Here is a 26637-nt window from a genome sequence, read left to right on the forward strand (position 1 = left end):
CCGAAACTCCAATTTGCAGAAAAACTATCTTCATATAGATTTTAGTTAAATAGATAGGAAGCTGAATAATGAGCAAAATCTATAAAACACAATTTGGGGCTGAAACAGCAGCAAGTTTCAATAAAGAAGTCTCTTTAAAGCGAGATGAACTTATTTAGAAGCGGCAGAAAGAAAGTGGTAAGAAATAGAAAATTAACAACATATATAAAATACAAAACAAGTTTTTGAGTTGTTTTATACAAATACAACATATATAATGGTGGCGTCAAGAAAGTTCATTGTGCGACTTCTCCACAGCAGAAAGGAGGCTAATTGATAAATCCTTGCGGCGTACGCTGGCGGTGAACGGGCACGGTGGACTTTGAAAGCAAAATGTATAAAAGCCTGAGAAAAGGAAAAGGAGGCATCCGGAATGAAGCAATTCCAAAGGATCCGGCGGGCGCTCAGCATACTGCTGACTGCGGCTATGCTGCTGAGCCTGCCTGGCCTGAGCGCTTTCGCTCTGGCTGAGGACACGGATGTGGGAACAGCAGACGAAACCGAAATAGCGCTGAGCGATTTTGCGCAGGCTTCCGGTCAACTGACCTATGAGGCAGCCACCGAAGGAGAAGGCTACACCTTTACCACGACCACGTATGGGAAGTGGAACAGCGTTCCCGTTGTGGCGCTGCAGGATTACGACTGGAGCACCGGCACCTTTACGCTGACCTATGTGGACAACGGCGTGGGAGAAGACAAGGCGACCAACTCCGATTTCGGCGTGTTCCTGCGTTTTACCGGGACTGGCAGCGCCCAGGATGAGTTCCTGTACATCGGCTACTCCACCCAGGACGCCGCTGTGGCCAACGACGTGACCGGCAACGGCTGGTTCTGGCAGTACCGTTATGACGGCAGGGGCGAGTTCCTGTCAATGCCCATCCAGTCCGGCGAGGGCGTTCCCGCGCCTGTCATCGGCGAGGAGACCACCCTGGCCGTGGAGATTACGGAAGAGGGTGCAATCAACCTGACCGTTACCACCGGGGCCACTGAGAGCCAGGCCACCCTCACCCTGCCGGGCGACCGGGAGGACTGGGATGTGACCGGGATGAACGGTAACGGTTCCCTCACCGGCCTGCTGCCCAACCTGGAGGCTGGCAGCGTGGGCTTTGGCGCGCTGGCTGCCGGCTCTTCCGTAAACACCAACATCACTGTGAAGAGCGCTTCCGTCACCGGCGGAACGGCTGTTACGCCCGACAGCATCCTGGCCGCGGCCAAGACCGAGGTTGAGGGCGCTGAGTATACCGCCGCTTCGTCGGATGCATCCGACGCGGCAGCCGCCAAGACGGCTGCCGAAGGCAAGCTGTCCGCCCTGGGGCTGAACACAGGCATTACCTTCCAGGTCAATGACGTGGAGGGCGGCTTTACCGCCGCCGTGGACGGAACGAAGGAGCAGCCTGCCGGTACGGCCGGTTCCTACAAGTTTACCGTCACGCTGAGCATGGGCGACGCGGCTCCTGTCACCACCACTGAGCTCACCATGACCATCACCCCCGCCGCGTATGTGGAGCCTGAGCCGGAAGAGCTTGCCGACCCCGGCCTGCCCCCCGTTGAGATGGCCGAGGGCGACGACGACTACAATCAGGATCTGACCCAGAGCACCTCCATCACCGGCGGCCAGGCCGTCAATATCAACGAGGCATTCTGGGGTATGGACGGCTACGCCATCCAGATGGCGAGCGGCGACGACACCCGCATTAAGTTCCTTGATTTTGAGGATGTTCAGGACGGCGCCTACGAGATCGCCTTCCGTACCACTGACAGCGTGCCCTCCACCCTGGGCTTCCTGGCCCGGTATGTGGACGAGTCCAAGTACGCCGGCCTGTCCATCGACAGCAGCGGCGCCACCTGGGCGGGTCATTACGCCACCAGCCTGAGCGGCCGTAAGAATCCCGGCCTCCAGTACGCGCTGCCCCTGAGCGCCAATACCACCTATCTGGTGCGCGTTGAGTACAGCGGCGCCAACGTCACCGTCAAAGCCATGTGGGAGGGCCAGGACAGCTGGTTCACCATGGGCAGCTACACCATCTCCGGCGGCTATACCGGCGCGGGCGGCTTTGCCATCCGCATGCGCGGCGGTACCGGCCTGCCTGTGATCTTTGACAACATCAAGCAGTTCAACGCGGACGGCGGCCTGGTCAAGGAGCTGAACTTCAACGACAAGGCGACTCCCAACACTGAGACCAGAGCCAACCGCGGCACCGATATTCTGACCGGCACCAACATCACCTTTGTGGAGATTCCCGCCAGCGAGACCGTGGCCGGCTTCGCGCCCGGCCGGGGCACCAAGATCGCTGCCGAGGCTGCGGGCGTGTACGTGGACAGCACCGCTCCCAGCGCTGCCAACCCCACCTACACCGTCCAGCTGAACGGCAGCAGCAACAAGCTCGGCCTGGTCTTCAACTACCAGGATGCGGACAACTACGCCGCCGTCTGGTATGACGGCGCCAAGTGGGTGGCCGGCGGCCGGTCCGGCGGTCAGGACGTTGCGGCCATCGACCTCAGCGCCCGGAACATCCCCGCCCCCGACGGCACCCACACCTACCGGATTGCCTATGACGAGACCAAGGGCTACACCCTGACCGTCAGCGCCGGCGCCGTGGAGGACGCGACGGCTGAGGACGCCCGGAGCTATGAGCTGGGCCGGCTGGACGGCATCTTCACCGGCAAGGGCAAGGTGGGCCTGTATGTGGGCGAGGCCATGACCCTCTATGCCGGCCCCATCCAGGTGGTCTACGAGCTGCTCCCCACTGTCCTGCCCGATCCCGGCGAGGACAGCTATATCACCCTGAAGTCCGACGAGATGCAGGTCCTGGTGGGCAGCGAGTTCCCCTATGTCTACACCTATAAGGATCTGGCCGGCACCGTCCTGGCCTACGGCACTCTGGTGGGCAGCGAGGATTCCCGCATCTATGTGGACACCGCCGAGAACCTCTACGACGCCACCGAGAACACCAACAACTTTGTCCTGTGCAACACCACCTCCAGGCTGGTGACCAGCAGCGACACCTCCGCCACCTATGAGATCGTGGCCACCGATGAGGCCAACAACATCAACGCCACCTTCACCGTGGTGCTGACCGTCTCCGGCAAGACCCTGAAGATGGAGATCCCCAGCGTGGTGGAGGCCGACGGCTCTGCTACCGTGCGGGCCTTCCAGTTCGGCAACAACCCGGTCCTGACCCTGGCGGGCCTGGGCGTGGGCGCGGCCATGGGCGTGCACTCCGGCTGGGGCCCCATGAAGGATGACTTCATCACCCTGAAGGGCGCGTCTCAGGACGCGACCTACTCCAGCTTCACCTACGGCATGTTCTACGACACCGCCTCCGGCGTCTCCGCCTCTGTGGAGAACAACGCCGAGAACGGCAACAGCAAGTATATCCTCACCCAGAACGTCTCCGAGACCCCCTATCTCTCCCTGAACAGCGCCTCCTGGGCCTGGCAGTACTACGACGAGATTGACCCCGAGGACGAGGAGAAGCCCTACATCTCCGTGGTCATTGGCGGCGATGAGAACGCTGACGGCGCCATCACCTGGCAGGACGCCGGCGTGGCCTACCGCGACATCATGCGCCTGCCCTATGGCTATGAGAACACCAAGAACGAGTGGATGTTCATCGCCATGAACATGTCCAGCCAGGCCTCCCAGCCCTTCCTGCGGGTCCTCGATCAGGCCAAGGCCCTGAGCTACCTGACCGACGGCTTCGGCATGAAGATTATGAACAAGGGCTATCAGGTCTCCGGCCACGACGACTCCCACGGCGACTACGACTTCTCCGGCCTGCAGCAGGGCGGCACGGACGGCTTCAACACCCTCATCGACGTGGGTCTGGAGTACGGCATCAAGAACGGCGTCCACGCCAACGCCACCGAGTTCGCCCTGGACGGCTTCGACACCGTGCTGGCGAACATGCGCGGCGTCGTCACCGGCGGTGAGCTTCAGGATAACTGGAACTGGTTCGACCAGGCCTACCTGGTGGACAAGAACAAGGACGTCTGGTCCGGCGCGCTGAAGGAGCGCATCCAGGAGTTTGACGACGCCCTGCCCAACCTGGACTTCGTGTACCTGGACGTGTACCAGGCCGGCACCCGCTATAAGGCCACCCAGCTGGTGAAGTACTTTAACGAGGTCGGCATTACCATGGGCACCGAGGCCCTCCAGGACCTGAACCAGATGATCACCTTCGTCCACTGGAACACCGACATGTACTACGCCACCGGCGGCACCCAGAGCGAGGTCATGAAGTTTGTCAGCCACGGCGTGGGCGACCTGGCGGCCCCCGACAAGGGCATTCTGGGTTCCCTGCTGCCCGGCATCGCCGACTGGCGAAATTACAACATGTTTAGCGATGGCGTTGATGTGTTCTACCGCAACAACCTGCCCACCAAGTACCTGCAGCACTTCGAGCTTCTGAGCTGGGAGCCCAGCCAGAAGGCCGTCTTCTCCGACAATGTGGTCTCCACCGTGGAAGGCGACATCACTACCATTACCAAGGACGGCAAGGTGATCGCCAAGATCGACACCTCCACCATCCTCAACTACGCGGATTACTCCGGCCAGACCCCCAAGTCCCCCAAGAGCGCTGAGATCTTTATCCCCTGGAGCCCCGAGGTGGAGGACAAGATTTACGCTTACTCCGACTCCGGCAACTTCGGCACCTGGGATGTGCCCAACAGCTGGAGCGGCGTGGAGACCGCCTACCTCTATCAGCTGACCACCACCGGCCGCGTCCTCGTGGAGGAAGTGACCGTCACTGACGGCAAGGTCACCCTGAACCTGGAGTCCGGCGTGCCCTACATCCTGACCAAGGAAGCGGAGACCGTGGCTCACCGCTACGATGTGGACGGCAGCGTGATGACCGATGAGAACGGCGTGGTCTACCTGCCCACCCTGGAGGAGCACCCCTACGGCGAGGGCACCCTCTTTGAGGACCCCGGCTTTACCAGCCTGAGCATCGACCCCTGGACCGTTACCGGTAATGCTGAGGCCGCCGAAGTGGTTGAGTGGGAGTATGAGCAGCCTGTACTCCAGCTGGATCCTGTGTTTGAGGGCTCCGTGGGACAGACGGTCAGTGTGGAGCCCGGCAAGACCTACTCCATCTCCGTGTGGGTCAACTCCGCCGGCGACCGGCCCGTCACCCTGACCGTTATCGCGGGCGATGCGGTGGAGAGCAACAGCATCGACACCACCGCCGACCACACCGTCAACATGAAGCCCTCCAAGTTTACAGGCAAGAACTTCCAGCGCCTGAACGTGGACATCACCATCCCCAATGGCGTTGAGGAGGCTGTCGTGGCCCTGTCCACCGTGGCGGGCACCAACACGATCTTGGCTGACGACTTCCGCAGCTGGGCGTGGACCGACCTGACCGGCGCGGAGAACCCCGCCCCTGCGGCCGAGGCCGAAGAGTACTACTACTATGAGGACTTCGAGCACACGGATGAGGGCTGGGGCCCCTTCGTCTCCAACGTCAACAACCAGCCCTTTGTGAACCTGGCCTACTACGACTTTGGCGGCGACCAGATCAAGACCTATGTCATCGGCGCCAGCGAGACCAACCGCACCTCCCTCAAGGGCCAGCAGACCGGCAGCTTCGGCACTGAAGGCGACGGCACACCCTACATCATCATGCGCACCGAGCCCGCCACCCTGAACTTCGAGACCGGCTACAAGTATACCGTGGAATTCGACTATGAGACCTATTTCGAATTCTATCAGAGCGGACCCAATGGCGTCACCGTTGCGAATTGCCCGCCCGGCAAGAACGCTCCCCTCAATGCGGACACCTACTTCCTCATTGACGTGCGCAAGTCCGACGGCACCATTATTGAGACCTACAAGCTGGAGCCCAACGAGTTTGACCCTGAGTACGTGGCGAAGTACATCGAGGCTGATGGCTCTGAGCTGAACACAGATCCCGAGTCCTACAATGTCCACCCCGCCACCAAGACCCTGAGCTTTGAGGTGGACGCCACCACCGAGAAGGACATCTACCTGACCTTCCGTCTTTCCAGCACTGCAAACCTTGAGGGCCATCCCGTCTTCGCCATTGACAACTTCCGCGTGACCCAGACCGCGCCCGAGAGCCTGGCGGACGCCCTGGCTGCTGTGGAGAACGCCTCCTACACCACGACCCAGACCAAGGTCTCCACGGCTGAAGCTGCCAAGGCTGAGGCCGAGGCCATTGTGGACGCGCTGAACCTGGGCGAGGGCGTGACCGCTGTGGTCAACGACGGCGGCGTCTTCTTCCCCGCCACCACCGGCACCGCCGGCAATCCTGACGGCGTGAACGGCGCTTACGCCTTCACCGTGACCCTGACCAGCGGCGGCGACACCGTTACCACCGAGATGCTGTCCCTGGTGATTGCCGCTACGTCCTATGAGAACTCTCCCGGCTACATTCCTCCCGAGAACATCGGCGACAAGGACGACGGCGAGACGGAAGAGCCCGGCCTGCCCTTCACCGACGTGCCCGATGGCATCTGGTATGAGGAAGCGGTCCGCTTCGTCTATGACAACGGCATCATGCAGGGCACCGCGGAAGGCCGGTTCACCCCCTACGGCGTGACCACCCGCGGCACCATCGTCACCATGCTCTACCGCCTGGAGGGCGAGCCTGCGGTGACCGGCTCTGACTTCGCCGATGTGGCGGACGGCCAGTTCTACTCCAATGCCGTGGCCTGGGCCAGCGCCAACGGAATCGTCAGCGGCTACGGCAACGGCAGCTTCGGCCCCTCCGATAACGTGACCCGCGAGCAGATGGCGGTTATCCTGCACAACTACGCCGTCTTCAAGGGCTACGACGTGAGCGCTTCCGGCGACCTGAGCGTCTTTACCGACAGCGGCGCCATCTCCTCCTGGGCGCAGGAGAGCATGGCCTGGGCCGTTGGCTCCGGCCTGATGAGCGGCAAGGGCAGCGGCGTGCTGGATCCCTCCGGCACCGCGACCCGCGCCGAGCTTGCGCAGATGTTCATGAACTTCTGCGGCCAGAACTGAAGCAACCGGCAATGAACGGACGTGCACCGCAGGGAAACCCTGCGGTGCACCCCGTGCGTTCCATCATTGCCGGAAGGTGCCTGTTTCGAGCGCAACTGTGGAAATGCTGAAAAATTGGGTATATTTTTGTGTGATAAGTATATTTGGCAAATATTTCACAAGGATGCATTAGATATATTAACGAATTTTTGCCAAGATGTATAAAATAAGACGCAACTTACCCAATTGTCATTTTCGCACCTTTAAGCTATACTAAACACAGTAATTCCCGGTCGTTTTCTCCAAAAACAAAACGGGAAAAAGCGGTATTACGACATTTACAGGAGGGACAACAATGAAGAAGATGAAAAAGATTCTCAGCATGCTTCTGGCGCTGGCGATGGTATTCGCGCTGGCCGCCTGCAGCAACGGGGAGACCGGCGGCGACAGCAGCCCCGCTCCCGAAGGCTCCACTCCCGGCGGCTCCGCTCCGAGCAGCGACGTGACCCTGACCTACTGGTCCATGTGGAACGCCAACGAGGCCCAGGCCCAGGTTATCCAGGAGGCCGTTGACGCCTTTACCGCCGAGACCGGCATCCAGGTGAACATCGAGTGGCGCGGCCGCGACATCACCACTCAGATCACCGCCGCTCTGGAGAGCAAGACCGACATCGACCTGTTCGACGATGACTTCCAGCGTGTTTCCGAGCAGTACAACGCCCACCTGCTGGACCTGAACGATCTGGTCTCCAGCACCGGCTATGGCGACAAGGTGCAGCCCCTGTACCTGGACATCGCCCGTGACTACGGCGAGGGCGCTCTTTACAGCATCCCCTATCAGCTCTATACCTCCGGCCTGGTGTACAGCAAGACCGCTTTTGACGCCGCCGGCGTTGACCCCGCCAGCATTGACAGCTGGGACGGCCTGATCGCCGCCTGCGAGGCCCTGAAGGCCGCCGGCTACACCCCCTTCGCTCTGGACGGCGGCGGCTCTCCCCGCTACATGTACAGCTACATCCTGGCCCGCCTGATTGGTCAGGACGCTGTCAAGGAGCTGTCCATGAACGGCGGCTGGTCCGAGAACGAGGGCGCCCGTCAGGCCGCTGAGTACATCATTCAGCTGCGGGACAACGAGTATGTCCTGGATCCCATCGGCACCTATCCCGAGGGCGAGTACACCCTGGGCTACGGCGAGACCGCTATGATCGTCCTGCCTGACTACGTCATCAGCGAGGTCATTGCCGGCACCGGCACCGACATCGAGTGGGGCTTCATGTCCTTCCCCGATCTGGGCGGTGTTGAGGACGAGACCTACGCCAACGTGGGCGCTCAGGGCTTCGGCATCCCCGCTTACTCCGAGCACAGCGAGGAGGCCTTCCAGCTCATCGAGTGGCTGACCACCGGCGAGTGGGATGCCAAGCTGGCCGAGGTTTCCCTCCATGCCCCCTGCGACCTGAGCAACGAGACCACCGGCCTGGTGGCCGAGATTCAGGCCTCTATCTCCTCCCTCAATGGCTACTATGACTATCAGTGCGGCACTAACGAGAACCCCGACATTCGTCTGAACACCGAGGTTCAGGCTCTGTTCGAGGGCACCTACGCCACTGCCGACGAGTTCCTGGCTGCCTGCGACGCGCGTTATTAATTCCACAATCCCGGCTACCGGCCCGTAGATTCGACCAGAATCTGATTCGCGGCGGGCTGCGGTGCGTATCACCGCGGCCCGCCGTTGCTTTCGGGAGCCAGGTCCCGGCGTAAAGAACGCCTAATCCTGAATCCAAAATCCCTCTTAATATCTGCCGGACAGAAGGTCCGGCAAGAAATGGAGGCTCTGATGAGAAAAAACAAAACCATGATTGTCTGCTTCATGCTGCCGGCCGTGCTGACACTGGTGTTCATGTATTTGTATCCCATCATCAGAACGGTCATCATGAGCTTCTTCCACGTGGAGAGCGTCACCGCATCCACATCCACCTGGAGCTTTAACGGACTGACCAACTACATTGACCTGTTTAATACCAGCATTTTCCGCACGTCCATGTGGAATATCTTCAAGATTTGGCTCATCGGCGGCGTTATCACCATGTTCTTTGCGCTGCTGTTTGCCGTCATCCTCACCAGCGGCGTGCGCTTTAAGAACTTCTTCCGGGCCGCGATTTATCTGCCCAACGTCATCAGCGCTGTGGCCATGGCCGCCATGTGGCGTTATTACGTGTTTAACGCCCGCTTCGGCTTCCTGAACAGCGTGACGGAGTTCTTCGGCGGCGACGCGGTCAATTGGCTGGATACAAACCACATCTTCAATTCCATGCTCATTGCCTACTGCTTCGGCTCTGTCGGCTACTTTATGCTGATCTTCCTCAGCGGCATTGAGCGTATTCCCAGCGACATCTACGAGGCCGCCCGCATTGACGGCACCAACTCGATTCAGAAGTTCCGCTACATCACCCTGCCGCTGCTGCGGGGCGTGTTCAAGACCAACATCACCTTCTGGAGCGTCTCCACCCTGACCTTCTTCGTGTGGACCAAGATGTTCTCCCCCACGGAGACCGAGACAACCACGGTGGTGCCGGTGGTCTATCTGTACAATGTGGTGTTCGGATCCAAGGGCGTTACTCAGGTCGATGCCGGACGCGGCGCCGCAATCGGCGTAAGCCTGGCAATCTGTATGGTCATCGTGTTTGTCGTCATGAACCGTCTGGTCAAAGACGACGACCTCGAATTCTGAGAGGAGGGGATGGCATGTCTAAACATACACATGAGCGGATTAGCTGGAAGAAGGAAGCGCGCCTTCTCCCAGGATATATCCTGCTGTTTGCCTGGGTGGCGTTCACCGCTTTTGTCCTGCTTTGGATTATCGCCGCCAGCCTGGGCGAGACCAACGATATCATGAAGGGCGAAGTGTGGCAGAATCTGTTCTCCGGCGACCTGCATTTCGAGAACTATGCCGACGCGTGGTTCTCCTACAACGTCTCTGTCTACTTTATTAACTCTCTGCTTTATTCCGTGGTGGGCTGCGTCGGTACGTTGGCCATTGCCGCCCCGGCGGCCTATGTCATGAGCCGCTTCAAGTTCTTTGGAAACCGGCCCATCCAGCTGAGCTATATCGTGGCCATGAGCGTCCCGGCCGTTATGGTCATTCTGCCCCTGTTCTCCCTGGCTTCCGGCCTGGACCTGACCAATAACCGGGTGCTCTACATCATCCTGGTCATCTGCCTGCGGGTGCCCTTCTCCGTCATCTATCTGATGAACTTCTTCCAGTCCCTGTCCCGCTCCTATGAGGAGGCCGCGGCCATCGACGGCTGCTCTCCCATGCGGACCTTCTGGAAGATTATGCTGCCCCTGGTGCAGCCGGCCCTGATTACAGTGACCGTGTTCAACTTCCTCTCTATCTGGAACGAGTACTTCATCGCCATGATCTTTGTCAGCGGCGATGCCAAGACCTCCGTCGGCGTCGGACTGATGAACATGGTCAACTCCATGAGCTATTCCGGCCAGTATGGCGGCCTGTTCGCGGCGGTTATCATTGTGTTCCTGCCCACCTTCATCCTGTACCTGTTCCTGTCCGACAAGATCATCAACGGCGTCACCGCCGGAGGCGTTAAGGGTTAATTTTCCCCCTGCTTCGCAAAACTATCACCGAACTGGAGTGTTGATTTATGGAAGGTAACCATCAGAACCGGGGTAGAGTAACCATCCCCACCGATCTGGACGTGGTACCCGAGACTCTGGAGGTTCTCAAGCTGCTGGGAGCCGACGCAATCAGAGACTGTGATGGAACCGAATTTCCACAAGAGCTACAGAACGTAGGGGCGAAAATTTATTCTACCTACTATACCACGAGAAAAGACAACGACTGGGCCAAGGCCAATCCCGATGAGATCCAGCAGTGCTATATTATGACCGGCTTCCACACCGCCTCGGAGGATACCCTGTCCATCCCTCTTATGAAGGGCATCAGCCCCAACCTGATGAAGGTCAACGACACGGACGACATCAAGCGCTGGTGGGAGGTTGTGGACCGCACCACCGGCGAGGTGGTGTCCACGGAGAAGTGGAGCTACAACAGGGAGACCGGCTGCGTGGAGATTGCCCCCGCCGAGCGGTTCCATGAGTATACAGTCAGCTTCCTGGCCTTCCTCATCTGGGACCCCGTCCACATGTACAACGCCGTGATCAACGGCTGGGATGTGGAGCACCAGATCACCTTCGACGTGCGCCAGCCCAAGACCCACAAGTACACCATGGAGCGGCTGCGCAAGTTCATTGCCGACCACCCCTATGTGAACGTCATCCGCTATACCACCTTCTTCCACCAGTTCACCCTGATCTTTGATGAGCTTCAGCGTGAGAAGTATGTGGACTGGTACGGCTATTCCGCCTCTGTCTCCCCCTATATCCTCAAGCAGTTTGAGGAAGAGGTGGGCTACAAGTTCCGCCCCGAGTACATCATCGACCAGGGCTACTACAACAACCAGTACCGCATCCCCAGCAAGGAGTACAAGGACTTCCAGGCCTTCCAGCGCCGCGAGGTGGCCAAGCTGGCCAAGGAGATGGTGGACATCACCCATGAGCTGGGCCGTGAGGCCATGATGTTCCTGGGCGACCACTGGATCGGCACCGAGCCCTTCATGGACGAGTTCAAGAGCATCGGCCTGGACGCGGTGGTGGGCAGCGTGGGCAACGGCTCCACCCTGCGCCTCATCAGCGACATCCCCGGCGTGAAGTACACCGAGGGCCGCTTCCTGCCCTACTTCTTCCCGGACACCTTCCACGAGGGCGGCGACCCCATCCGGGAGGCCAAAGAGAACTGGGTGACCGCCCGGCGGGCCATCATGCGCAAGCCCATCGACCGCATCGGCTACGGCGGCTACCTGAAGCTGGCCCTGGAGGCCCCCGGCTTCATGGACTATATCAAGGATGTGTGCGACGAGTTCCGCTCCATCTATGACACCGTCCGCGGCACCACGCCCTACTGCATCAAGACCGTGGCTGTGCTCAACAGCTGGGGCAAGATGCGCTCCTGGGGCTGCCATATGGTGCACCACGCCCTGTATCAGAAGCAGAACTACTCCTATGCCGGCATCATCGAGGCCCTGTCCGGCGCGCCCTTTGACGTGAAGTTCATCAGCTTTGACGATGTGAAGGCCGATCCCTCCATCCTCAAGGATATTGATGTGATCATCAACGTGGGCGACGGCGACACGGCCCACACCGGCGGCACGGCCTGGGAGGATCCGGAGATTGTGTCCGCCATCCGCGGCTTCATCTGGAACGGCGGCGGCTTCATCGGCGTGGGCGAGCCCTCCGGCCACCAGTACCAGGGCCACTATTTCCAGCTGGCCAGCGCTCTGGGCGTGGAGAAGGAGACCGGCTTCACCCTGGGCTACGACAAGTACAACTGGGACGAGCATCCCGATCACTTCATCCTGGCCGACTGCAAGGGCGAGGTGGACTTCGGCGAGGGCAAGAAAAATATCTATGCCCTGGAGGGTACTGAGATCCTGGTGCAGCGTGAGAAGGAAGTGCAGATGGCGGTCAACGGCTTCGGCGAGGGCCGGTGCGTCTACATCAGCGGCCTGCCCTACAGCTTTGAGAACAGCCGCATCCTCTACCGCGCCATCCTCTGGTCCGCCCACGGCGAGGACGACCTGTACCGCTGGTTCAGCACCAACTACAACGTTGAGGTCCACGCCTATGTGAAGAACGGCAAGTACTGCGTGGTCAACAACACCTATGAGCCCCAGAGCACCACGGTCTACACCGGGGACGGCTCCAGCTTCCAGCTCGATCTGGGCGCCAACGAGATGCGTACCTTCGAGATCAAGGCGGAGTAAGAGGTTCCAGCTGACTGGCTCCGCGCCGCAGTCCGATGAACGGAGGCGGGCGGCGCCGGTCGGATGAGAGGAGAGACCAGATATGAAACCCAATATTCTAGTGTACTTTTCGGATCAGCAGCGGGCGGACACCTGCGGCTGCTTCGGCCAGCCGCTGGACATCACCCCCAATCTGGACGCGCTGGCGGCCCGGGGCGTGGCCTTTGACAAGGCCTTCACGCCCCAGCCCGTGTGCGGTCCCTTCCGGGCGCTGCTCCAGACCGGCCGCTACTGTACCGATACCGGCTGCTTCCGCAACAACATCATGCTGCCCACCGACGCCAAGACGCTGGCCAACTACCTGACAGAGGCCGGCTATGAGACGGCCTATGTGGGCAAGTGGCATCTGGCCAGCGACGGCGATGAGAACTACAACCAGCGGCTGGACTTCTTTACCACCCCTGTTCCCAAGGAGCTGCGGGGCGGCTACAACGGCTTCTGGCGGGCCACCGATATCCTGGAGTTCACCTCCCATGGGTATGACGGGTACGTGTTTGACGAGAACAACAAGCGCATTGACTTCAAGGGGTACCGGGTTGACTGCCTGACGGACATGGCTTTGGAGTTCTTTGACCAGCGGGATGAGAGCAAGCCCTTCTTTATGACGATCTCTCACATTGAGCCTCACCACCAGAATGACCGGCACCGCTATGAGGGGCCGGACGGCTCCAAGGAGCGGTTCAAGAACCCGCCCATCCCCTCGGACCTGGCGGCCCTTGAGGGCGACTACAACGAGCAGTACCCCGACTATCTGGGGGCCTGCGCCAGCCTGGATGAGAATCTGGGCAAAATCGTGGCAAAGCTGAAGGAGAAGGGGCTGTACGAGAACACCATCTTCGTGTTCCTCTCCGACCACGGCTGCCACTTCAAGACCCGCAACAAGGACGCCCATCTGACAGGTGCGGACGATTATAAACGCACCTGCCACGATTCGGCCCTGCGGGTGCCGCTGGTCATCTCGGGCGGCGCCTTCCGGGGCGGCGTCCACGTGGACCAGCTGGTGAGCACGGACAGCGTCCCCAAGACCATCCTGGCCATGGCGGGAATCGACGTGGGCGATAAGATGATCGGCGAAAACCTGCTGGACGTGGTGGAGAACAAGAATCCCGACCGTCCCAACCGCGTGTTCGCCCAGATTTCGGAGAGCCGGGTGGGCCGGTGCATCCGCACGGCGGACTATCTCTATTCGGTCTACGCCCCCGGGGTGAACGGCTGTACCTCCCCCAGCGCCCAGGTCTATGCCGACGATTTCCTCTATGACCTGAAGGCGGATCCGGATGAGCTGAACAACCTGGTGGGGAACCATGCGTACGACGCGGTGCGGGACGACCTCCGGGCCCAGCTCCTGGACTGGATTGAGCAGGCGGAGGGCTACCGGCCCCAGATTGTGGACCAGGCGTAACCCGCCGCGGAGCATGCGCGGCAAAAGCAGACGATAGGCGAGCACCCCCTGAGCAGGCGGAAACCTGTTCAGGGGGTGTGGCTATGTCCTGTGAAGTTTGGAGGCCTCAGACCCGGAGGGCGCGGCTGGCCTGCCGCTCCAGGGCGGCGATGCGGCTCAGCCTGGGGTAGGCGTACGCAAAGAAGGTGCGCAGCGCCTCGCACTGGTAGTTGCGGTCCAGCCCAATCCAGTCCCGCTGGCAGCCGCCGCCGCACAGCGGCAGCCATTGGCACCCGGCGCACTGCGCTGGAAAGCCCCGGCCCCGGGCGCAGAAGGCGCCGGCAAGCTCCGACTGCGCCAGCTCGGCCAGGGTCTGCTCTCCCAGCTTACCCATGCGGAACTGGTCCAGCACGAAAAAGTCGCAGGGGTAGACGCTGCCGTCGCCCTCCACCACAAAATACTGACCGCAATTTCCGGTGGTGGCGCAGGTCCCCGCGGGCTGGCCCGCCAGCAGGCGGACGTAGTCCTCAAACAGGCGCACGCTGATGTAACGGCCTGTCTCCCAGTCGTGATACCACTGGTCGAATACGGTATTGAGAAACCGGCCGTACCGCTCGGGGGAGAGGGAGAAGGGATGGGAGCCCCGCGCTTCCTCCAGCGGGTCCAGGCAGGGGATGAACTGAAGAAATTGGCCGCCCAGCTTTTTCAGGCTCTGATACGCCGTCTGCCCCCGGCGGGCCGCAGCGCCGGTCACCACGCAGAGCAGATTGAAATCCACCTGTTTCTTCTTCAGGATTTCCAGCCCCCGGACGGCGGCATTCCAGCTGCCCCGCCCGGCGGCATCCACCCGGTTGCCGTCATGGAGTTCCCGGGTTCCGTCCAGGGAAAGGCCCACCAGGAAGTGATGTTCCCGGAAGAAGTCGGCCCACTCCTCTGTGATCAGCGTTCCATTGGTCTGGATGGCATGGGCAATGCGCAGGCCGGGCCTGGCGTATTGTTTCTCCAGGTCAATCAGCGTTCTGTAAAAGTCCAGGCCCCGCAGCATCGGCTCGCCGCCCTGGAACATAAAGCTGATCTGCTCCTCAGCCAGCGCCATCCCCTCCCGGACCAGAAGCTCCAGCGTCTCGGCTGACATCATGCCCAGGTCGTGGGCCTCACGCTGCTCGGAAATATCGTGATAAAAGCAGTACCTGCACCGCAGGTTGCACCGTCCCGACGCGGGTTTGATTAAAAATGACAAAAATTTCATCGCTGCCTCCGTCAATGTTTCTACGCGGCTCATCCCTAATTCCGGCCTGAAGGATTGAAAAGCCGTCCGGCATCTATTATGATAATACATGCCAGGCAGGGCCGGTCCGTTTGGAGGCCAGGGCGTTCAGGGCAGATCGAATTTCTTTGGATATAAGAGCCTCATGCCGCCCGGCGGATAAAACGGGGGCGGACTGTTCAGTAGGCCTATTATAGCAGAAAACAGACGGAAGGGACAGAGGAGAATTCTTCACCACAGCCGGCTCCGCAGGAAATACTGCCCTGACGGCCATATGTGGACCATTTTCTTTGAGTTTTTAAGAGGGAAAGGAGCTTTTCATGCAGTATATTCTATATTTCCTGATCGCAATCGGCGCGACGACCGCCGGGTCCATGACGGGTATGGGCGGCGGCGTTATCATCAAGCCGCTGATGGACGTTCTGCAGACGTATGACGTGGCCACCATTGGCGTCATCTCCTGCATTACAGTCTTCTCCATGTCCGTCGTGTCCATCGGCAAGCAGATGGTATCCCGCACCAAGATCCCCTTTGACATTGCCATCCCCCTTGCGGTGGGCTCCGTGGTGGGCGGATACCTGGGCCAGTGGCTGCTGGACCTGATTGTGGACGCCCTGGGCGCGGATCAGCTGGTGACCGTGGTGCAGAACGTGGTCCTGGGCCTGCTGATTCTGGCGGTATACCTGTACATGAAGAACAAGGCCCACATCAAGGGCAAGAACCTGTCCGGCATCCCCGTCTCTCTGGCGGTGGGCTGCTTCCTGGGCGTGTGCTCTTCCTTTCTGGGCATCGGCGGCGGCCCCATCAATGTGGCGCTGATTATCTACCTCTACTCCGTCACCACCAAGACCGCCACGGTCTGCTCCATTATCACCATCCTCTTCGCCCAGATCTCCAAGCTGGTCACCCTGGCTCTTACCACCGGCTTTGCGGTGTACGACCTGTCGGTGGCCCCTGTCATGGTAGTGGGCGCCATCGCGGGCGGCTTTATCGGCGCGGTCTTCAACAAGCGGTGCAAGGAGGAGACGGTGGACAAGGCCTTCAACGCGGTGCAGCTGCTGGTGCTGGCCATCGCCGTGTTCAACATTGTCCGCAACCTGATCGGCTGAGACTGTCGAAAAAGGTGGGAAACGCCTTTTTCGAGCAAAACTGCATGGCGGAAGAAGCTCGATTTTTGCAAAATTGCCGCCCCTTCTGCCATACGATATGTCATTTCCGAGGCGTATGTCTCCGGGAATGACGGATTTTGATTGGATTCCCGGGGCCGCAGTCCCGGGAACGCTGCGAGCCTTTCCACCCTGGGAGGTTTTTCGGCACGCTGAGCCCCCGGCTCCACATTTTGTGGAGCCGGGGGCTCTTTGCGCCTTGTACAGGGACAGGGGGGCTGATATAATAAAAACAGACCATTTCATTATTTTTGTGCGCACAAGGGCGGGGAGTATGGTCCGCCAAAGATAGGCTATCAAAGCGAGAACTGAAAAAACAGGGAGGGGAGCACATGAAAAAACAGGACAGGGCGCTCCTGACTCTGGCGGGTCTGGCCGCGGCCTGCCTGCTGGTGTTCTGGCTGACCCGGCCCCTTGAGGGGGCGGCCCAGCCTGCGCCCGATGCGCTGGCCCGGCAGCTGAAAGAAGAGGAGACCCGCATGCTGGCCGGGGGGCTGATTGAGGCGGAGTCCCTGGTGCAGTCCGGGGCGGGGGAGGCCACCGCCTACTATCCAACGCTGACCATGCCCACCCTGCCATTCTGGTATGTGGTCCAGGGAATGAATACAAAGAGCTATACTGAGGCGGAATACAACGGAACGGAGTGCTATCGGTTTGAAGGAGAGGGCCTGACCGTGTATGTCAGCCGGTCGGCCTTTTCACCCGGGGACGGATGGGATGCTGACCGGGCTGGCTTCAATACCACGGATGAGGTCATCTCGCAGCAGTTGACCGACCATCTCAACACAGAGATTACCTCCCCTTACTACTGGTGCGGCTGGCGGGTCTATCGCACCTGGGGGATTTCCCGGGTGCAGCTGGCAGTCTATCGGGCGAGCGTTGGAAGAGTTGGGACGCACAGGGTTTGCTTGCAGTATTCCATCCCCTCCTCCCACGGCCTGGAACGGAGGGAGGCGCCCCTCACCGCCCGTCCCACCCTGGGCCTGCAGTTTGCCAGCGCTGAGGGAGAAAGACGTTATTTTGACCGCGCGGAACTCCTCTGGACAGGGCGGATGCAGAAGGACGGGGCGGAACTGGTCACTTTGACCTGGCAGGAGGAGGGCGGCCCGCTTCAGGAGAGTCCATACGATGCGCTCTTTACAGGCGTGACATTGGAGCTGGGTGGAGGCGCGGCTGAGGACCGGCTTCCCTCCCCGGCGGAGTTCCCGCTGTCCAACGCCGGGGAGGGCATCTATGCCCAGGGCTGCCGGATTGAGTCCCCGGTGGTGGTGAACGAGCCAACCGACTTTTTGCAGATCACACTGGGGATGTCTGGGCCGCGGACAGACAAAAAATACCAGGTTTTCTTTTCCACCGGCGCTCCGGCCTGAGCCCGCAAAGCCTTGGGCCGGAACGTCAACTGTCAACCTATCCAAAAAACGTCCGCCAAATTCGGCGGGCGTTTTTCGTCTGGGTATACGCCGGGCACTTGACGGCTTGTCCGGGATAGTATACTATATATACACTCTGCAACAGGAACAGCACTACATCTTGTATACAATAAAACGGACTTTTGGCCCCCGATTGCGGGGCGTTTTTTTGCGGCAAACACGGAAAGAGGAGCGGTGAAGTATGACCATCAGCAGCATCCGCAAGCGCGACGGGCGGCTCATGCCCTTTGATGAAGAGAAGATTGTCCACGCCATTACCAAGGCCTTTGACGCCACCTACAAGCCCGGCCACGAGGACACGGCCCGCAAGCTGGCCGACGAGGTGCTCTCCATTCTGGAGGTGGAGGGCAACCAGCAGCCCGACGTGGAGCACATCCAGGACCTGGTGGAGCGGGTGCTCATGGACGACGGGTACATCCAGACCGCCAAGGCCTACATCCTCTACCGCTCCGACCGCAGCCGGGTGCGGGAGATGAACACCCGCCTGATGAAGATCTACGAGGACATCACCTTCTCCGCCGCCAAGGACTCGGACATCAAGCGGGAGAACGCCAACATCGACGGCGACACCGCCATGGGCTCCATGCTCAAGTTCGGCTCCGAGGGCGCCAAGCAGTTCGGCCCACCGGGAAGGCGACATCCATATCCATGACCTGGACTTCCTCACCCTCACCACCACCTGCTGCCAGATCGACATCAAGAAGCTGTTCCAGGGCGGGTTCTCCACCGGCCACGGCACCCTCCGGGAGCCCAACGACATCGCCTCCTACGCCGCTCTGTGCTGCATCGCCATCCAGTCCAACCAGAACGACCAGCACGGCGGCCAGAGCGTGGTGAACTTTGACTACGGCATGGCCGACGGCGTGAAAAAGACCTTTGTCAAGCGCTACCGGCAGAACATGGCCCGGGCGCTCATGCTGCTGTGCGGGGACGAGGACCCGGAGAAGGCGCTGAAGGGGATTATGGCGGAGATTCGGGAGGAGACCGGCCTCCAGCCCACCCTGGAGGACTGCGGGGACTACTTCGCCGCCGAGCTGCCCCGCCTGGCCGGCACCTTCGGCGCCGGGGAGGACATCAAAAAGGCCCAGCAGTTCGCCCACCAGCGGGCCGTGAAGGAGACTGACCGGGCCACCTACCAGGCCATGGAGGCCCTGATCCACAACCTGAACACCATGCACTCCCGGGCCGGCGCCCAGACCCCCTTCTCCTCCATCAACTATGGCATGGACACCTCTCCCGAGGGCCGCATGGTGATGAAGAACCTGCTGCTGGCCACCGAGGCCGGCCTGGGCAACGGCGAGACCCCCATCTTCCCCATCCAGATCTTCCGGGTGAAGGAGGGCGTCAACTACAACCCCGGCGAGCCCAACTACGACCTGTTCCAGCTGGCCATCCGCTGCTCGGCCAAGCGGCTGTTCCCCAACTTCAGCTTTATCGACGCACCCTTCAACCTCCAGTACTACGATCCCAAGCGGCCCGAGACCGAGATCGCCTACATGGGCTGCCGCACCCGGGTCATCGGCAACGTGTACGACCCCAGCCGGGAGATCTGCAACGGCCGGGGCAACCTGTCCTTCACCACCATCAACCTGCCCCGGCTGGCCATCAAGGCCAAGGGGGACCTGGACGCCTTCTTCGAGGGCCTGGACCGGATGATGGACCTGTGCGTGGACCAGCTGCTGGAGCGGTTTGAAATCCAGTGCCGCAAGCACGTGCGCAACTACCCCTTCCTCATGGGCCAGGGCGTCTGGCTGGACAGCGACAAGCTGGACTGGGATGACGAGGTCCGGGAGGTGCTCAAGCACGGCACCCTGTCCGTGGGCTTCATCGGCCTGGCCGAGACCCTGAAGGCCCTTATCGGCGTCCACCACGGCGAGAGCGAGAAGGCCCAGGTGCTGGGCCTGGAGATTATCTCCCACATGCGGGCCCGCATGGACGCGGAGAGCGACAAACGGGGGCTCAACTTCTCCCTGCTGGCCACCCCCGCCGAGGGCCTGTCCGGCCGCTTCGTGAAGATGGACAAGGCCCGCTTTGGCGTCATGGAGGGCATCACCGACCGGGAGTACTACACCAACTCCTTCCACGTGCCGGTGTACTACCCCATCTCCGCCTACGACAAGATCCGTATCGAGGCCCCCTACCACGCCCTTACCAACGCCGGTCACATCAGCTACATTGAGATGGACGGCGACCCCACCGACAACCTGGAGGCCTTTGAGAAGGTCATCCGCTGCATGAAGGAGAGCGGCATCGGCTACGGCTCCGTGAACCACCCGGTGGACCGTGACCCTGTATGCGGCTTCTCCGGCATCATCGGCGACCAGTGCCCCGGCTGCGGCCGCACCGAGGCCGACGGCGTGCCCTTTGAGCGCATCCGCCGCATCACCGGCTACCTGGTGGGCACCCTGGACCGCTTCAACAACGCCAAGCGGGCCGAGGAGCACGACCGGGTGAAGCACTCGGTGTAAGGACATAAGAAAGCGCAGTGCCCCTGCCGCGTGGCGGCAGGGGCACTTTTTAAGCCAAAAGAGCGGCAAAGCCGCTCTTTTGAGTAAGATACAGCCCACCGCGCGCATAATTTGCCCGCTTGATGCGGACAAATTCCACACTTGTGGGCTGAGAAGAATTTTCTCCGACGTGCACGCCGCCGGAGAAAATGGATTTCATTTAATTCGCGCCTGCGGGCGCGAACTCTGCGAGGCTTTTCATCTGAGAGCGGTGGTCCAGCAGCCTAAAGCAGTTTTTAAGCCTGCGACCCCTGATTTCCTTGTGCTTTGGCGGGGGAGCGGCTATAATGGAGAAAACAGCGTCGACAGAAAGGAACGAGCGTATGAGAATCGCGTCCACCATGTCCGATTCCATTGTGGACGGCCCTGGGCTCCGCTTTACGGTGTTCACCCAGGGCTGTCCCCATCACTGCCCCGGCTGCCACAACCCGGAGACCCACGACCCCGCCGGCGGGCGGGAAGCCGCCGTGGAGGAACTGGCGGAGCAGATGGGCGGCAATCCCCTCACCGACGGCCTCACCCTCTCGGGCGGGGACCCCTTCCTCCAGGCGGAGGAGTGCGCCCGGCTGGCCGCCCTGGCCCACGGACAGGGGAAGAACGTGTGGACCTACACCGGCTACACCTGGGAGACCCTCACCTCCGCAGGACGGCCCGACTGGGACGCCCTGCTGGCTCAGACCGACGTGCTGGTGGACGGGCCCTTTGTGGCGGCCCGGAAGTCCTACGGCGCCCTGTTCCGGGGCTCAACCAACCAGCGGCTCATCAATGTGCCCGCCAGCCGGGCGGCGGGCAGGGTGGTGCTGTGGACCCGGCCCGACCCGCTGGCCCACTTCACGGTTCCCGAGTCGTAAGACACGCCGGCGCGGCGGCAGGGCAGTCCCGGGCCAGCCCGGCCCCGGTGCGCAGACCCAGGTAGAAGGCGTGGACGGCCAGAAAGCGGAACAGAGCCTCCTGCTCCCGCCGGGCCTGCACGGTGTGGCTGTTCTCCCACAGGGAGAAGAGGTGCTCCGCCTCCAGATCCCTGGGCTGCCTGTCCAGATAGGGCTTGATGTAGCTGCTGTACAGAAAGCGGGAGAAGTCGGTCATAACACCACCTCCTAAGTCGTGCTTATTATATACCACTCAAAATGTCGTGTCAAGGGGGAATATTGCCCATGAAGAAAATTATGGAGCCGTTTGGAAAACGGCTGAAGGAACTACGGGAACGGGAGCATAAAACCCAAGTAGATATGGCCAAGATCCTGCAATGCACAGATCGCCATTATCAGCGCATGGAGTACGGGTATGTAAACGTCCCTTCACTGACTCTCATCTTTCTGGCTGACTACTTTGGCGTGACCACCGACTACCTGCTGGGACGGGAGGAGAAGCACCATGACGGTGATTGACAAGGCGGCATGGCCCAGGCGGGAACACTATGCGTTCTTCGCGCCCATGTCCAACCCCTTTTACAGTTTAACCTTTCCGGTTGACGTAACAACCCTGAAATCCTATACAAAAAGGAATAAACTCTCTTTTTATTACAGCTTGGTGTACCTTGTCACCAAGGCCATGGACCAGGTGGAGGCCTTCCGGTACAAGTGCCGGGGAGAGGAGATTGTGCTCCACGACCATCTCATCCCCAGCTTCACCGACCTGAAGCCGGGGAGCGAGCTCTTCCATATCACCACCCTGGAGGCGGGGGAGGACATGGCCGGCTTCTGCCGCCGGGCCGGGGAGGCGTCCCGGGCCCAGACGGCCTTTATCACCGCCGGTCCCTGGCCGGGGGACCAGCTTATCTACTTCACCTGCCAGCCCTGGTTCCCCATCACCTCCCTCACCAACGAGCGGGACCTGAACCCGGAGGACAGCGTGCCCCGGGTGGCCTGGGGGAAGTACGAGGAGAAGGACGGGCGGCTGGTGCTGTCCATGTCCCTGGAGCTGAACCACCGCCTGGTGGACGGCGTCCACGTGGGGCAGTTCTACCAGCGCCTGAACGCCCTGATGGAGGCCCTTGGCTGAGATGGCGCCTGCGGAACAGCTGGGCCCCTTTTCCTACCGCTGGGAGGAGGGCTGCTTTCCCCTGGGGCAGGACAGCCTGCTGCTGGGAGCCTTTGCCACGGTGAAGCCGGGGTGGCGGGTGTGCGACCTGGGCTGCGGCGCGGGGGCCCTGCTCCTGCTGCTGCTGGGCCGGGTTTCCACCTTGACGGTGTGCGGTGTGGAAATTTCCCCCGTAGCCGCCGCCGCCGCCCGGCGCAATTTGGCCCGCAACGGCCTGCCCGGGGAGATTATCACCGGCGATTTGAAGGACCCGGCCAGCCTGCCAACCGCCGGACAGTGGGACCTGGCGGTGTCCAATCCGCCCTGGTTCCCGGAAGGCTCCGGCCGCTCCGGCGGCGCGGAGCGGATGGAGGAGCAGTGCACCCTGGAGCAGCTGTGCGCCGCCGCCGCCCGGTGCCTGAAAAACGGCGGCCGCTTCGCCCTGGTCCACCGGCCCGACCGGCTGACGGACCTGCTCTGCGCCCTCCGCGCCGCCGGGCTGGAGCCCAAGCGGATGCAGCTGGTGCAGCACAGGGCGGACAAGCCCCCCTCCGCCGTGCTGCTGGAGGCGGTGCGGCAGGGCCGCCCGGGGCTGGAGGTCCTGCCCGTGCGGACAGGGCCGGTAAACTGATTGATTTTCTGGAGGTGGCCCAATGGCCGGAATACTCTATCTGGTCCCCACGCCCATCGGCAACCTGGGGGACATGTCCCAGCGCATGATTGACACCCTGGCGGAGGCGGACTTCATCGCCGCCGAGGACACCCGGGTGTCCCTCAAGCTGCTCAACCACCTGGGGCTGAAAAAGCCCATGGTGAGCTACTACCGCCACAACACCGAGACAGGCGGCCAGAATGTGCTCAGCCGCCTGCTGGCGGGGGAGAGCTGCGCCCTGGTCACCGACGCGGGCACCCCCGCCATCTCCGACCCCGGCGAGGAGCTGGTGAAGCTGTGCGCCGACAACGGCGTGGAGGTGGTCGCCATCCCCGGCCCCTGCGCCCTGGTCACCGCCCTGTCGGTGTCCGGCCTGCCCACCGGCCGGTTCACCTTTGAGGGCTTCCTGCCCATGAACAAGAAGAACCGGAAGGCCCATCTGCGCTCCCTGACCGGCGAGCAGCGGACCATGATCTTCTACGAGGCCCCCCACAAGCTCTCGGCCACCCTGGCCGACCTGCGGGACACCTTCGGCGGGGACCGGCGCATCTCCCTGTGCCGGGAGCTGACCAAGCTCCACGAGGAGGTGCGCCGCACCACCCTGGACGAGGCCGCAGCCTGGTATCAGGCCAACAGTCCCAAGGGGGAGTTCGTGCTGGTGGTGGAGGGCGCCCAGCCTGCGGAGGCGGAGAGCGTCAGCCCGGAGGACGGCCTGGCCCTGGTGGAGCGCTATCGGGCCGAAGGGCTCTCCCTGCGGGATGCCGCCCGCAGGGCGGCGGAGGAGACCGGCCTGCCCAGGAAAGAGCTCTACGACCGGGCTTTAGGAAAAAATGGAAAGGAATAAAAAGTAAAACAATATGCAGCCAGCATACGGTGGCACGGCATCCGGGGATGCCGTGCCACCGTTTCCATTTCTGCCGGTTTGCTATGTAAAAAGGGAGAAAAATGACGAAGAAAAAAGAAGAATATCCTGTTTTGTAATTATATGTAAAATAAAAATATACAAGATGTATATAATTGGAAGTATATAACTCCACAGTATCATCAAATTTCACTTTGATAATCGAAGAAAATAACCGAAAAAAGCAAATATATTTTGATAGAAAAAGGAACAAAAACGCGGAAAATTAGTAACACAAAAATTTAGCTTAGAAAATAGAATAGATAGAATATTACTTATGAGTCGGGAGAAGGGATAAAAAGGTCAAAGAAAGGGAAGTGGGAAGGTGAAATAGAAAAGCTCCCTTTTCCGAAGAAAAAAGGGAGCTTTTTCTGTATATTCAGCGGCATTACTTGCCGAGAAGTTCCTTGATGCAGTTGGGGCACACGTTCTTGCCCTTGAAATTGATCACGTCCTTGGCGTCATCGCAGAAGATGCAGGCAGGCTGATATTTCTTCAAGACAATGGAGGAGCCGTCCACATAGATCTCCAGGGAGTCCTTCTCAGCAATATCCAAGGTGCGACGGAGCTCGATTGGGAGAACAATCCGCCCCAATTCATCCACCTTTCTCACAATTCCAGTCGATTTCATTCTTTTTTCTCCTTTCGTCGACTCAAACTAGTTTCCGCGTTTTTCCACTATTACCTAGAAACTGACATTATTATAACATAGAGTATTCCAAAGTCAATGAAAAAATGGAAAATAAATTCCTGTTTATAAGAAATTCATAATTTTCCTATGTAAAGATAAAAAAATAATTGGGAAAGGAATTTTATAAAAAAGGACATGTTTTCCAAATACTGAGAATAGCATGGAGAGGAAAAGAGGAGGTGGAAGTGCATGGCGATGTCAGCAATCTGGACGGCTATGGTTGTAATATCCATCCTCTGCGGCCTGGCCACCGGCCGGACGGCGGAGGTGGCGGCAGGGGCCGTGGAGGGCGCGGCGGCGGCGGTGGAGCTGTGTCTGGCCATGGCGGGGCTGCTGTGCCTGTGGATGGGTGTGATGGAGATTATGAAGCGGTCGGGACTCTCAGAAAAGCTGTCCGCCCTGCTCCGGCCCATCCTGGGACGGCTCTACCCGGACTTTGCCGGGGACCGGGCGGTGATGGACGCCATTTCGGCCAACGTATCGGCCAACCTGCTGGGCCTGGGCAACGCCGCCACGCCCCTGGGCATCCAGGCGGCCCGGCATATGAGCAGGCGGACGCCCGGGGTGGCCTCCGATTCTCTGTGTATGCTGGTGGTGTGCAACACCGCGTCCATCCAGCTGATTCCCACCACAGTGGCAGGGGTGCGGGCAGCGGCGGGCTGCGCCGCGCCCTTTGATATCCTGCCTGCCGTGTGGCTGGCCTCCGCGCTGTCGGTGACGGCCGGGATTCTGGCCAGCAGGGCGATGGCCCGGCTGTGGCGGGTGCGGGAGAGCCGGAAGCCGGGACGGAGGCGCGGATCGTGGAGCTGATGGTCAATCTGCTGATGCCCGCCATTATCGCCCTGACGGCCCTGTGGGGCATGGTCCGGCGGGTGGATGTATACGACGCCCTGATCACCGGCGCCGGGGAGGGGCTGGGGGTGCTGATCCGCATCGTGCCCTCCATGATAGCCCTGCTGACCGCGGTGTATATGCTCCGGGCCTCCGGCGCGCTGGAGCTGGCGGCACAGGCCCTGGGACCGGTGCTGGAGCTGCTGGGCATCCCGCCGGAGACCGTGGCCCTGCTGCTGGTGCGGCCCATCTCGGGCAGCGCGGCGCTGGGCGTGGGGGTGGAGCTTATCTCCACCTACGGCCCGGACTCCGCCATCGGCCGCACGGCCGCCGTGATGCTGGGCTCCACCGAGACCACCTTTTACACCATCGCCGTCTACTTCGGCGCCGCCGGCATCAGCAAGACCCGCTACGCCGTTCCCGCCGCCCTGTGCGCCGACCTGGCGGGCTTTGCCGCCGCCGCCTTTGCCGTGCGGCTGTTTTTTCCGGGGTAATACAAAAATGCGCCTGCCATGGGGAACCGGTGCATAGGGACAATTTATGAACCTACCCATATAACTTAATATTTGTTCCTGTGGAGGGAGGCTGTGTTTCAGCACAGCCTCCCTTTTCTGCTCAGGCGACCTCGTTTGGAATTGCTTCTGCCATGGAATCCGCCATACTCCGAGGAAGTTCATCCACCAGGCCGATGTCACGATAGTAGATGCGTACTTCCTGCGGTGCTGTGCGGGAGTATTTCTCCGCACGCTCACCGACCTCCACTCGTTTGATGAAGATGCGCAGGATCTCAGCAGTCAGCTCCGGAATCTCGCTGTATCGCTTGGCATTCTCAATGAACCGGGCAATATTGGAGCTGGAGTCTTTCAGTTCCTGAAGCCTTACTTCCATGGCAGGGAGCTGTTCC

20 protein-coding genes and 1 pseudogene are annotated in these 26637 nt (G+C 60.7%); 16 read left to right on the forward strand and 5 right to left on the reverse strand.

Features of this window, described 5'->3' with window-relative positions; all coding sequences use genetic code 11:
• Positions 1 to 412 precede the first annotated feature (412 nt).
• The 6 genes from QZY67_RS05965 (at position 413) to QZY67_RS05990 (ending at position 14290) form a co-directional block, all read left to right on the forward strand.
• A complete protein-coding gene (locus QZY67_RS05965) occupies positions 413 to 7033 on the forward strand; it encodes an endo-alpha-N-acetylgalactosaminidase family protein (protein ID WP_295369061.1) in 6621 nt (2206 codons plus the stop codon).
• Positions 7034 to 7367: 334 nt separating this feature from the next.
• The gene (locus QZY67_RS05970) at positions 7368 to 8657 is read left to right on the forward strand and encodes an ABC transporter substrate-binding protein (protein ID WP_295369063.1); all 1290 of its coding nucleotides are present in this window, start codon (positions 7368 to 7370) and stop codon (positions 8655 to 8657) included.
• 189 nt (positions 8658 to 8846) lie between these two features.
• Positions 8847 to 9740 carry a sugar ABC transporter permease gene (locus QZY67_RS05975; protein ID WP_295369065.1) on the forward strand — a complete coding sequence of 298 codons (894 nt, stop codon included), beginning with the start codon at positions 8847 to 8849 and terminating at the stop codon, positions 9738 to 9740.
• Between the two features lie 14 nt (positions 9741 to 9754).
• Positions 9755 to 10624, forward strand: a complete 870-nt coding sequence (locus tag QZY67_RS05980) for a carbohydrate ABC transporter permease (RefSeq protein ID WP_294533324.1) — start codon at positions 9755 to 9757, stop codon at positions 10622 to 10624.
• Between the two features lie 47 nt (positions 10625 to 10671).
• The gene (gene gnpA, locus QZY67_RS05985; protein ID WP_295369067.1) at positions 10672 to 12849 is read left to right on the forward strand and encodes a 1,3-beta-galactosyl-N-acetylhexosamine phosphorylase; all 2178 of its coding nucleotides are present in this window, start codon (positions 10672 to 10674) and stop codon (positions 12847 to 12849) included.
• An 82-nt stretch (positions 12850 to 12931) separates the two neighbouring features.
• A complete protein-coding gene (locus QZY67_RS05990; RefSeq protein ID WP_295369069.1) occupies positions 12932 to 14290 on the forward strand; it encodes a sulfatase-like hydrolase/transferase in 1359 nt (452 codons plus the stop codon).
• A gap of 106 nt (positions 14291 to 14396) precedes the next feature.
• Here QZY67_RS05990 and QZY67_RS05995 read toward each other — a convergent pair whose 3' ends face one another.
• Positions 14397 to 15518 (reverse strand): anaerobic sulfatase maturase, encoded by a 1122-nt coding sequence (locus QZY67_RS05995; RefSeq protein WP_295369071.1) that lies wholly within the window; start codon positions 15516 to 15518, stop codon positions 14397 to 14399.
• Positions 15519 to 15856: 338 nt separating this feature from the next.
• On the opposite strand from QZY67_RS05995, the gene QZY67_RS06000 reads away from it, so the two are divergent.
• From QZY67_RS06000 to QZY67_RS06010, 3 genes and pseudogenes are all read left to right on the forward strand, one after another.
• The gene (locus tag QZY67_RS06000; protein ID WP_295369073.1) at positions 15857 to 16645 is read left to right on the forward strand and encodes a sulfite exporter TauE/SafE family protein; all 789 of its coding nucleotides are present in this window, start codon (positions 15857 to 15859) and stop codon (positions 16643 to 16645) included.
• A gap of 389 nt (positions 16646 to 17034) precedes the next feature.
• The gene (locus QZY67_RS06005; protein ID WP_295369075.1) at positions 17035 to 18072 is read left to right on the forward strand and encodes a hypothetical protein; all 1038 of its coding nucleotides are present in this window, start codon (positions 17035 to 17037) and stop codon (positions 18070 to 18072) included.
• Positions 18073 to 18313: 241 nt separating this feature from the next.
• A pseudogene (locus QZY67_RS06010) lies at positions 18314 to 20600 on the forward strand (anaerobic ribonucleoside triphosphate reductase).
• A 49-nt stretch (positions 20601 to 20649) separates the two neighbouring features.
• Here QZY67_RS06010 and QZY67_RS06015 read toward each other — a convergent pair.
• The gene (locus tag QZY67_RS06015) at positions 20650 to 20799 is read right to left on the reverse strand and encodes a hypothetical protein (protein WP_295369077.1); all 150 of its coding nucleotides are present in this window, start codon (positions 20797 to 20799) and stop codon (positions 20650 to 20652) included.
• Positions 20800 to 20962: 163 nt separating this feature from the next.
• Here QZY67_RS06015 and nrdG point away from each other — a divergent pair, with 163 nt between their 5' ends.
• Complete coding sequence (nrdG, locus tag QZY67_RS06020) at positions 20963 to 21490, forward strand: anaerobic ribonucleoside-triphosphate reductase activating protein (RefSeq protein ID WP_295369079.1); 528 nt, start codon at positions 20963 to 20965, stop codon at positions 21488 to 21490.
• Here nrdG and QZY67_RS06025 read toward each other — a convergent pair.
• A complete protein-coding gene (locus QZY67_RS06025; RefSeq protein WP_295369081.1) occupies positions 21471 to 21725 on the reverse strand; it encodes a hypothetical protein in 255 nt (84 codons plus the stop codon). The genes nrdG and QZY67_RS06025 overlap by 20 nt on opposite strands.
• A 68-nt stretch (positions 21726 to 21793) precedes the next feature.
• Here QZY67_RS06025 and QZY67_RS06030 point away from each other — a divergent pair, with 68 nt between their 5' ends.
• Genes QZY67_RS06030 through rsmI form a run of 4 tightly spaced genes read left to right on the forward strand, consistent with a single transcriptional unit; the run spans position 21794 to position 24154 of the window.
• Entirely contained in the window at positions 21794 to 22027 is a 234-nt protein-coding gene (locus tag QZY67_RS06030; protein ID WP_295369083.1) for a helix-turn-helix transcriptional regulator, read from the forward strand.
• Positions 22014 to 22640, forward strand: a complete 627-nt coding sequence (locus QZY67_RS06035; RefSeq protein ID WP_294534012.1) for a CatA-like O-acetyltransferase — start codon at positions 22014 to 22016, stop codon at positions 22638 to 22640. The genes QZY67_RS06030 and QZY67_RS06035 overlap by 14 nt, the downstream gene beginning before the upstream one ends.
• A gap of 1 nt (position 22641) precedes the next feature.
• A complete protein-coding gene (locus QZY67_RS06040) occupies positions 22642 to 23289 on the forward strand; it encodes a methyltransferase (protein ID WP_295369091.1) in 648 nt (215 codons plus the stop codon).
• A gap of 22 nt (positions 23290 to 23311) precedes the next feature.
• Positions 23312 to 24154, forward strand: coding sequence for a 16S rRNA (cytidine(1402)-2'-O)-methyltransferase (gene rsmI, locus QZY67_RS06045; protein ID WP_295369085.1), 843 nt, complete (start codon positions 23312 to 23314; stop codon positions 24152 to 24154).
• Between the two features lie 445 nt (positions 24155 to 24599).
• Here the strand turns inward: rsmI and QZY67_RS06050 are convergent, their stop codons facing one another.
• Positions 24600 to 24842, reverse strand: a complete 243-nt coding sequence (locus tag QZY67_RS06050) for an AbrB/MazE/SpoVT family DNA-binding domain-containing protein (protein WP_006571591.1) — start codon at positions 24840 to 24842, stop codon at positions 24600 to 24602.
• 249 nt (positions 24843 to 25091) lie between these two features.
• Here QZY67_RS06050 and QZY67_RS06055 point away from each other — a divergent pair, with 249 nt between their 5' ends.
• A complete protein-coding gene (locus QZY67_RS06055; RefSeq protein ID WP_295369087.1) occupies positions 25092 to 25712 on the forward strand; it encodes a spore maturation protein A in 621 nt (206 codons plus the stop codon).
• On the forward strand, positions 25712 to 26227 hold the full coding sequence (locus QZY67_RS06060) for a nucleoside recognition domain-containing protein (RefSeq protein WP_295369093.1): 516 nt from the start codon (positions 25712 to 25714) through the stop codon (positions 26225 to 26227). Before QZY67_RS06055 ends, QZY67_RS06060 begins: the two co-directional genes overlap by 1 nt.
• Positions 26228 to 26348: 121 nt before the next feature.
• Here QZY67_RS06060 and QZY67_RS06065 read toward each other — a convergent pair.
• A partial coding sequence (locus QZY67_RS06065; protein WP_295369089.1) for a DUF4368 domain-containing protein occupies positions 26349 to 26637 on the reverse strand: 289 nt, incomplete at its 5' end.

The sequence above is a fragment of the uncultured Pseudoflavonifractor sp. genome (assembly GCA_904419835.1).
In the GTDB taxonomy this organism is placed as follows: Bacteria; Bacillota; Clostridia; order Oscillospirales; family Oscillospiraceae; genus Pseudoflavonifractor.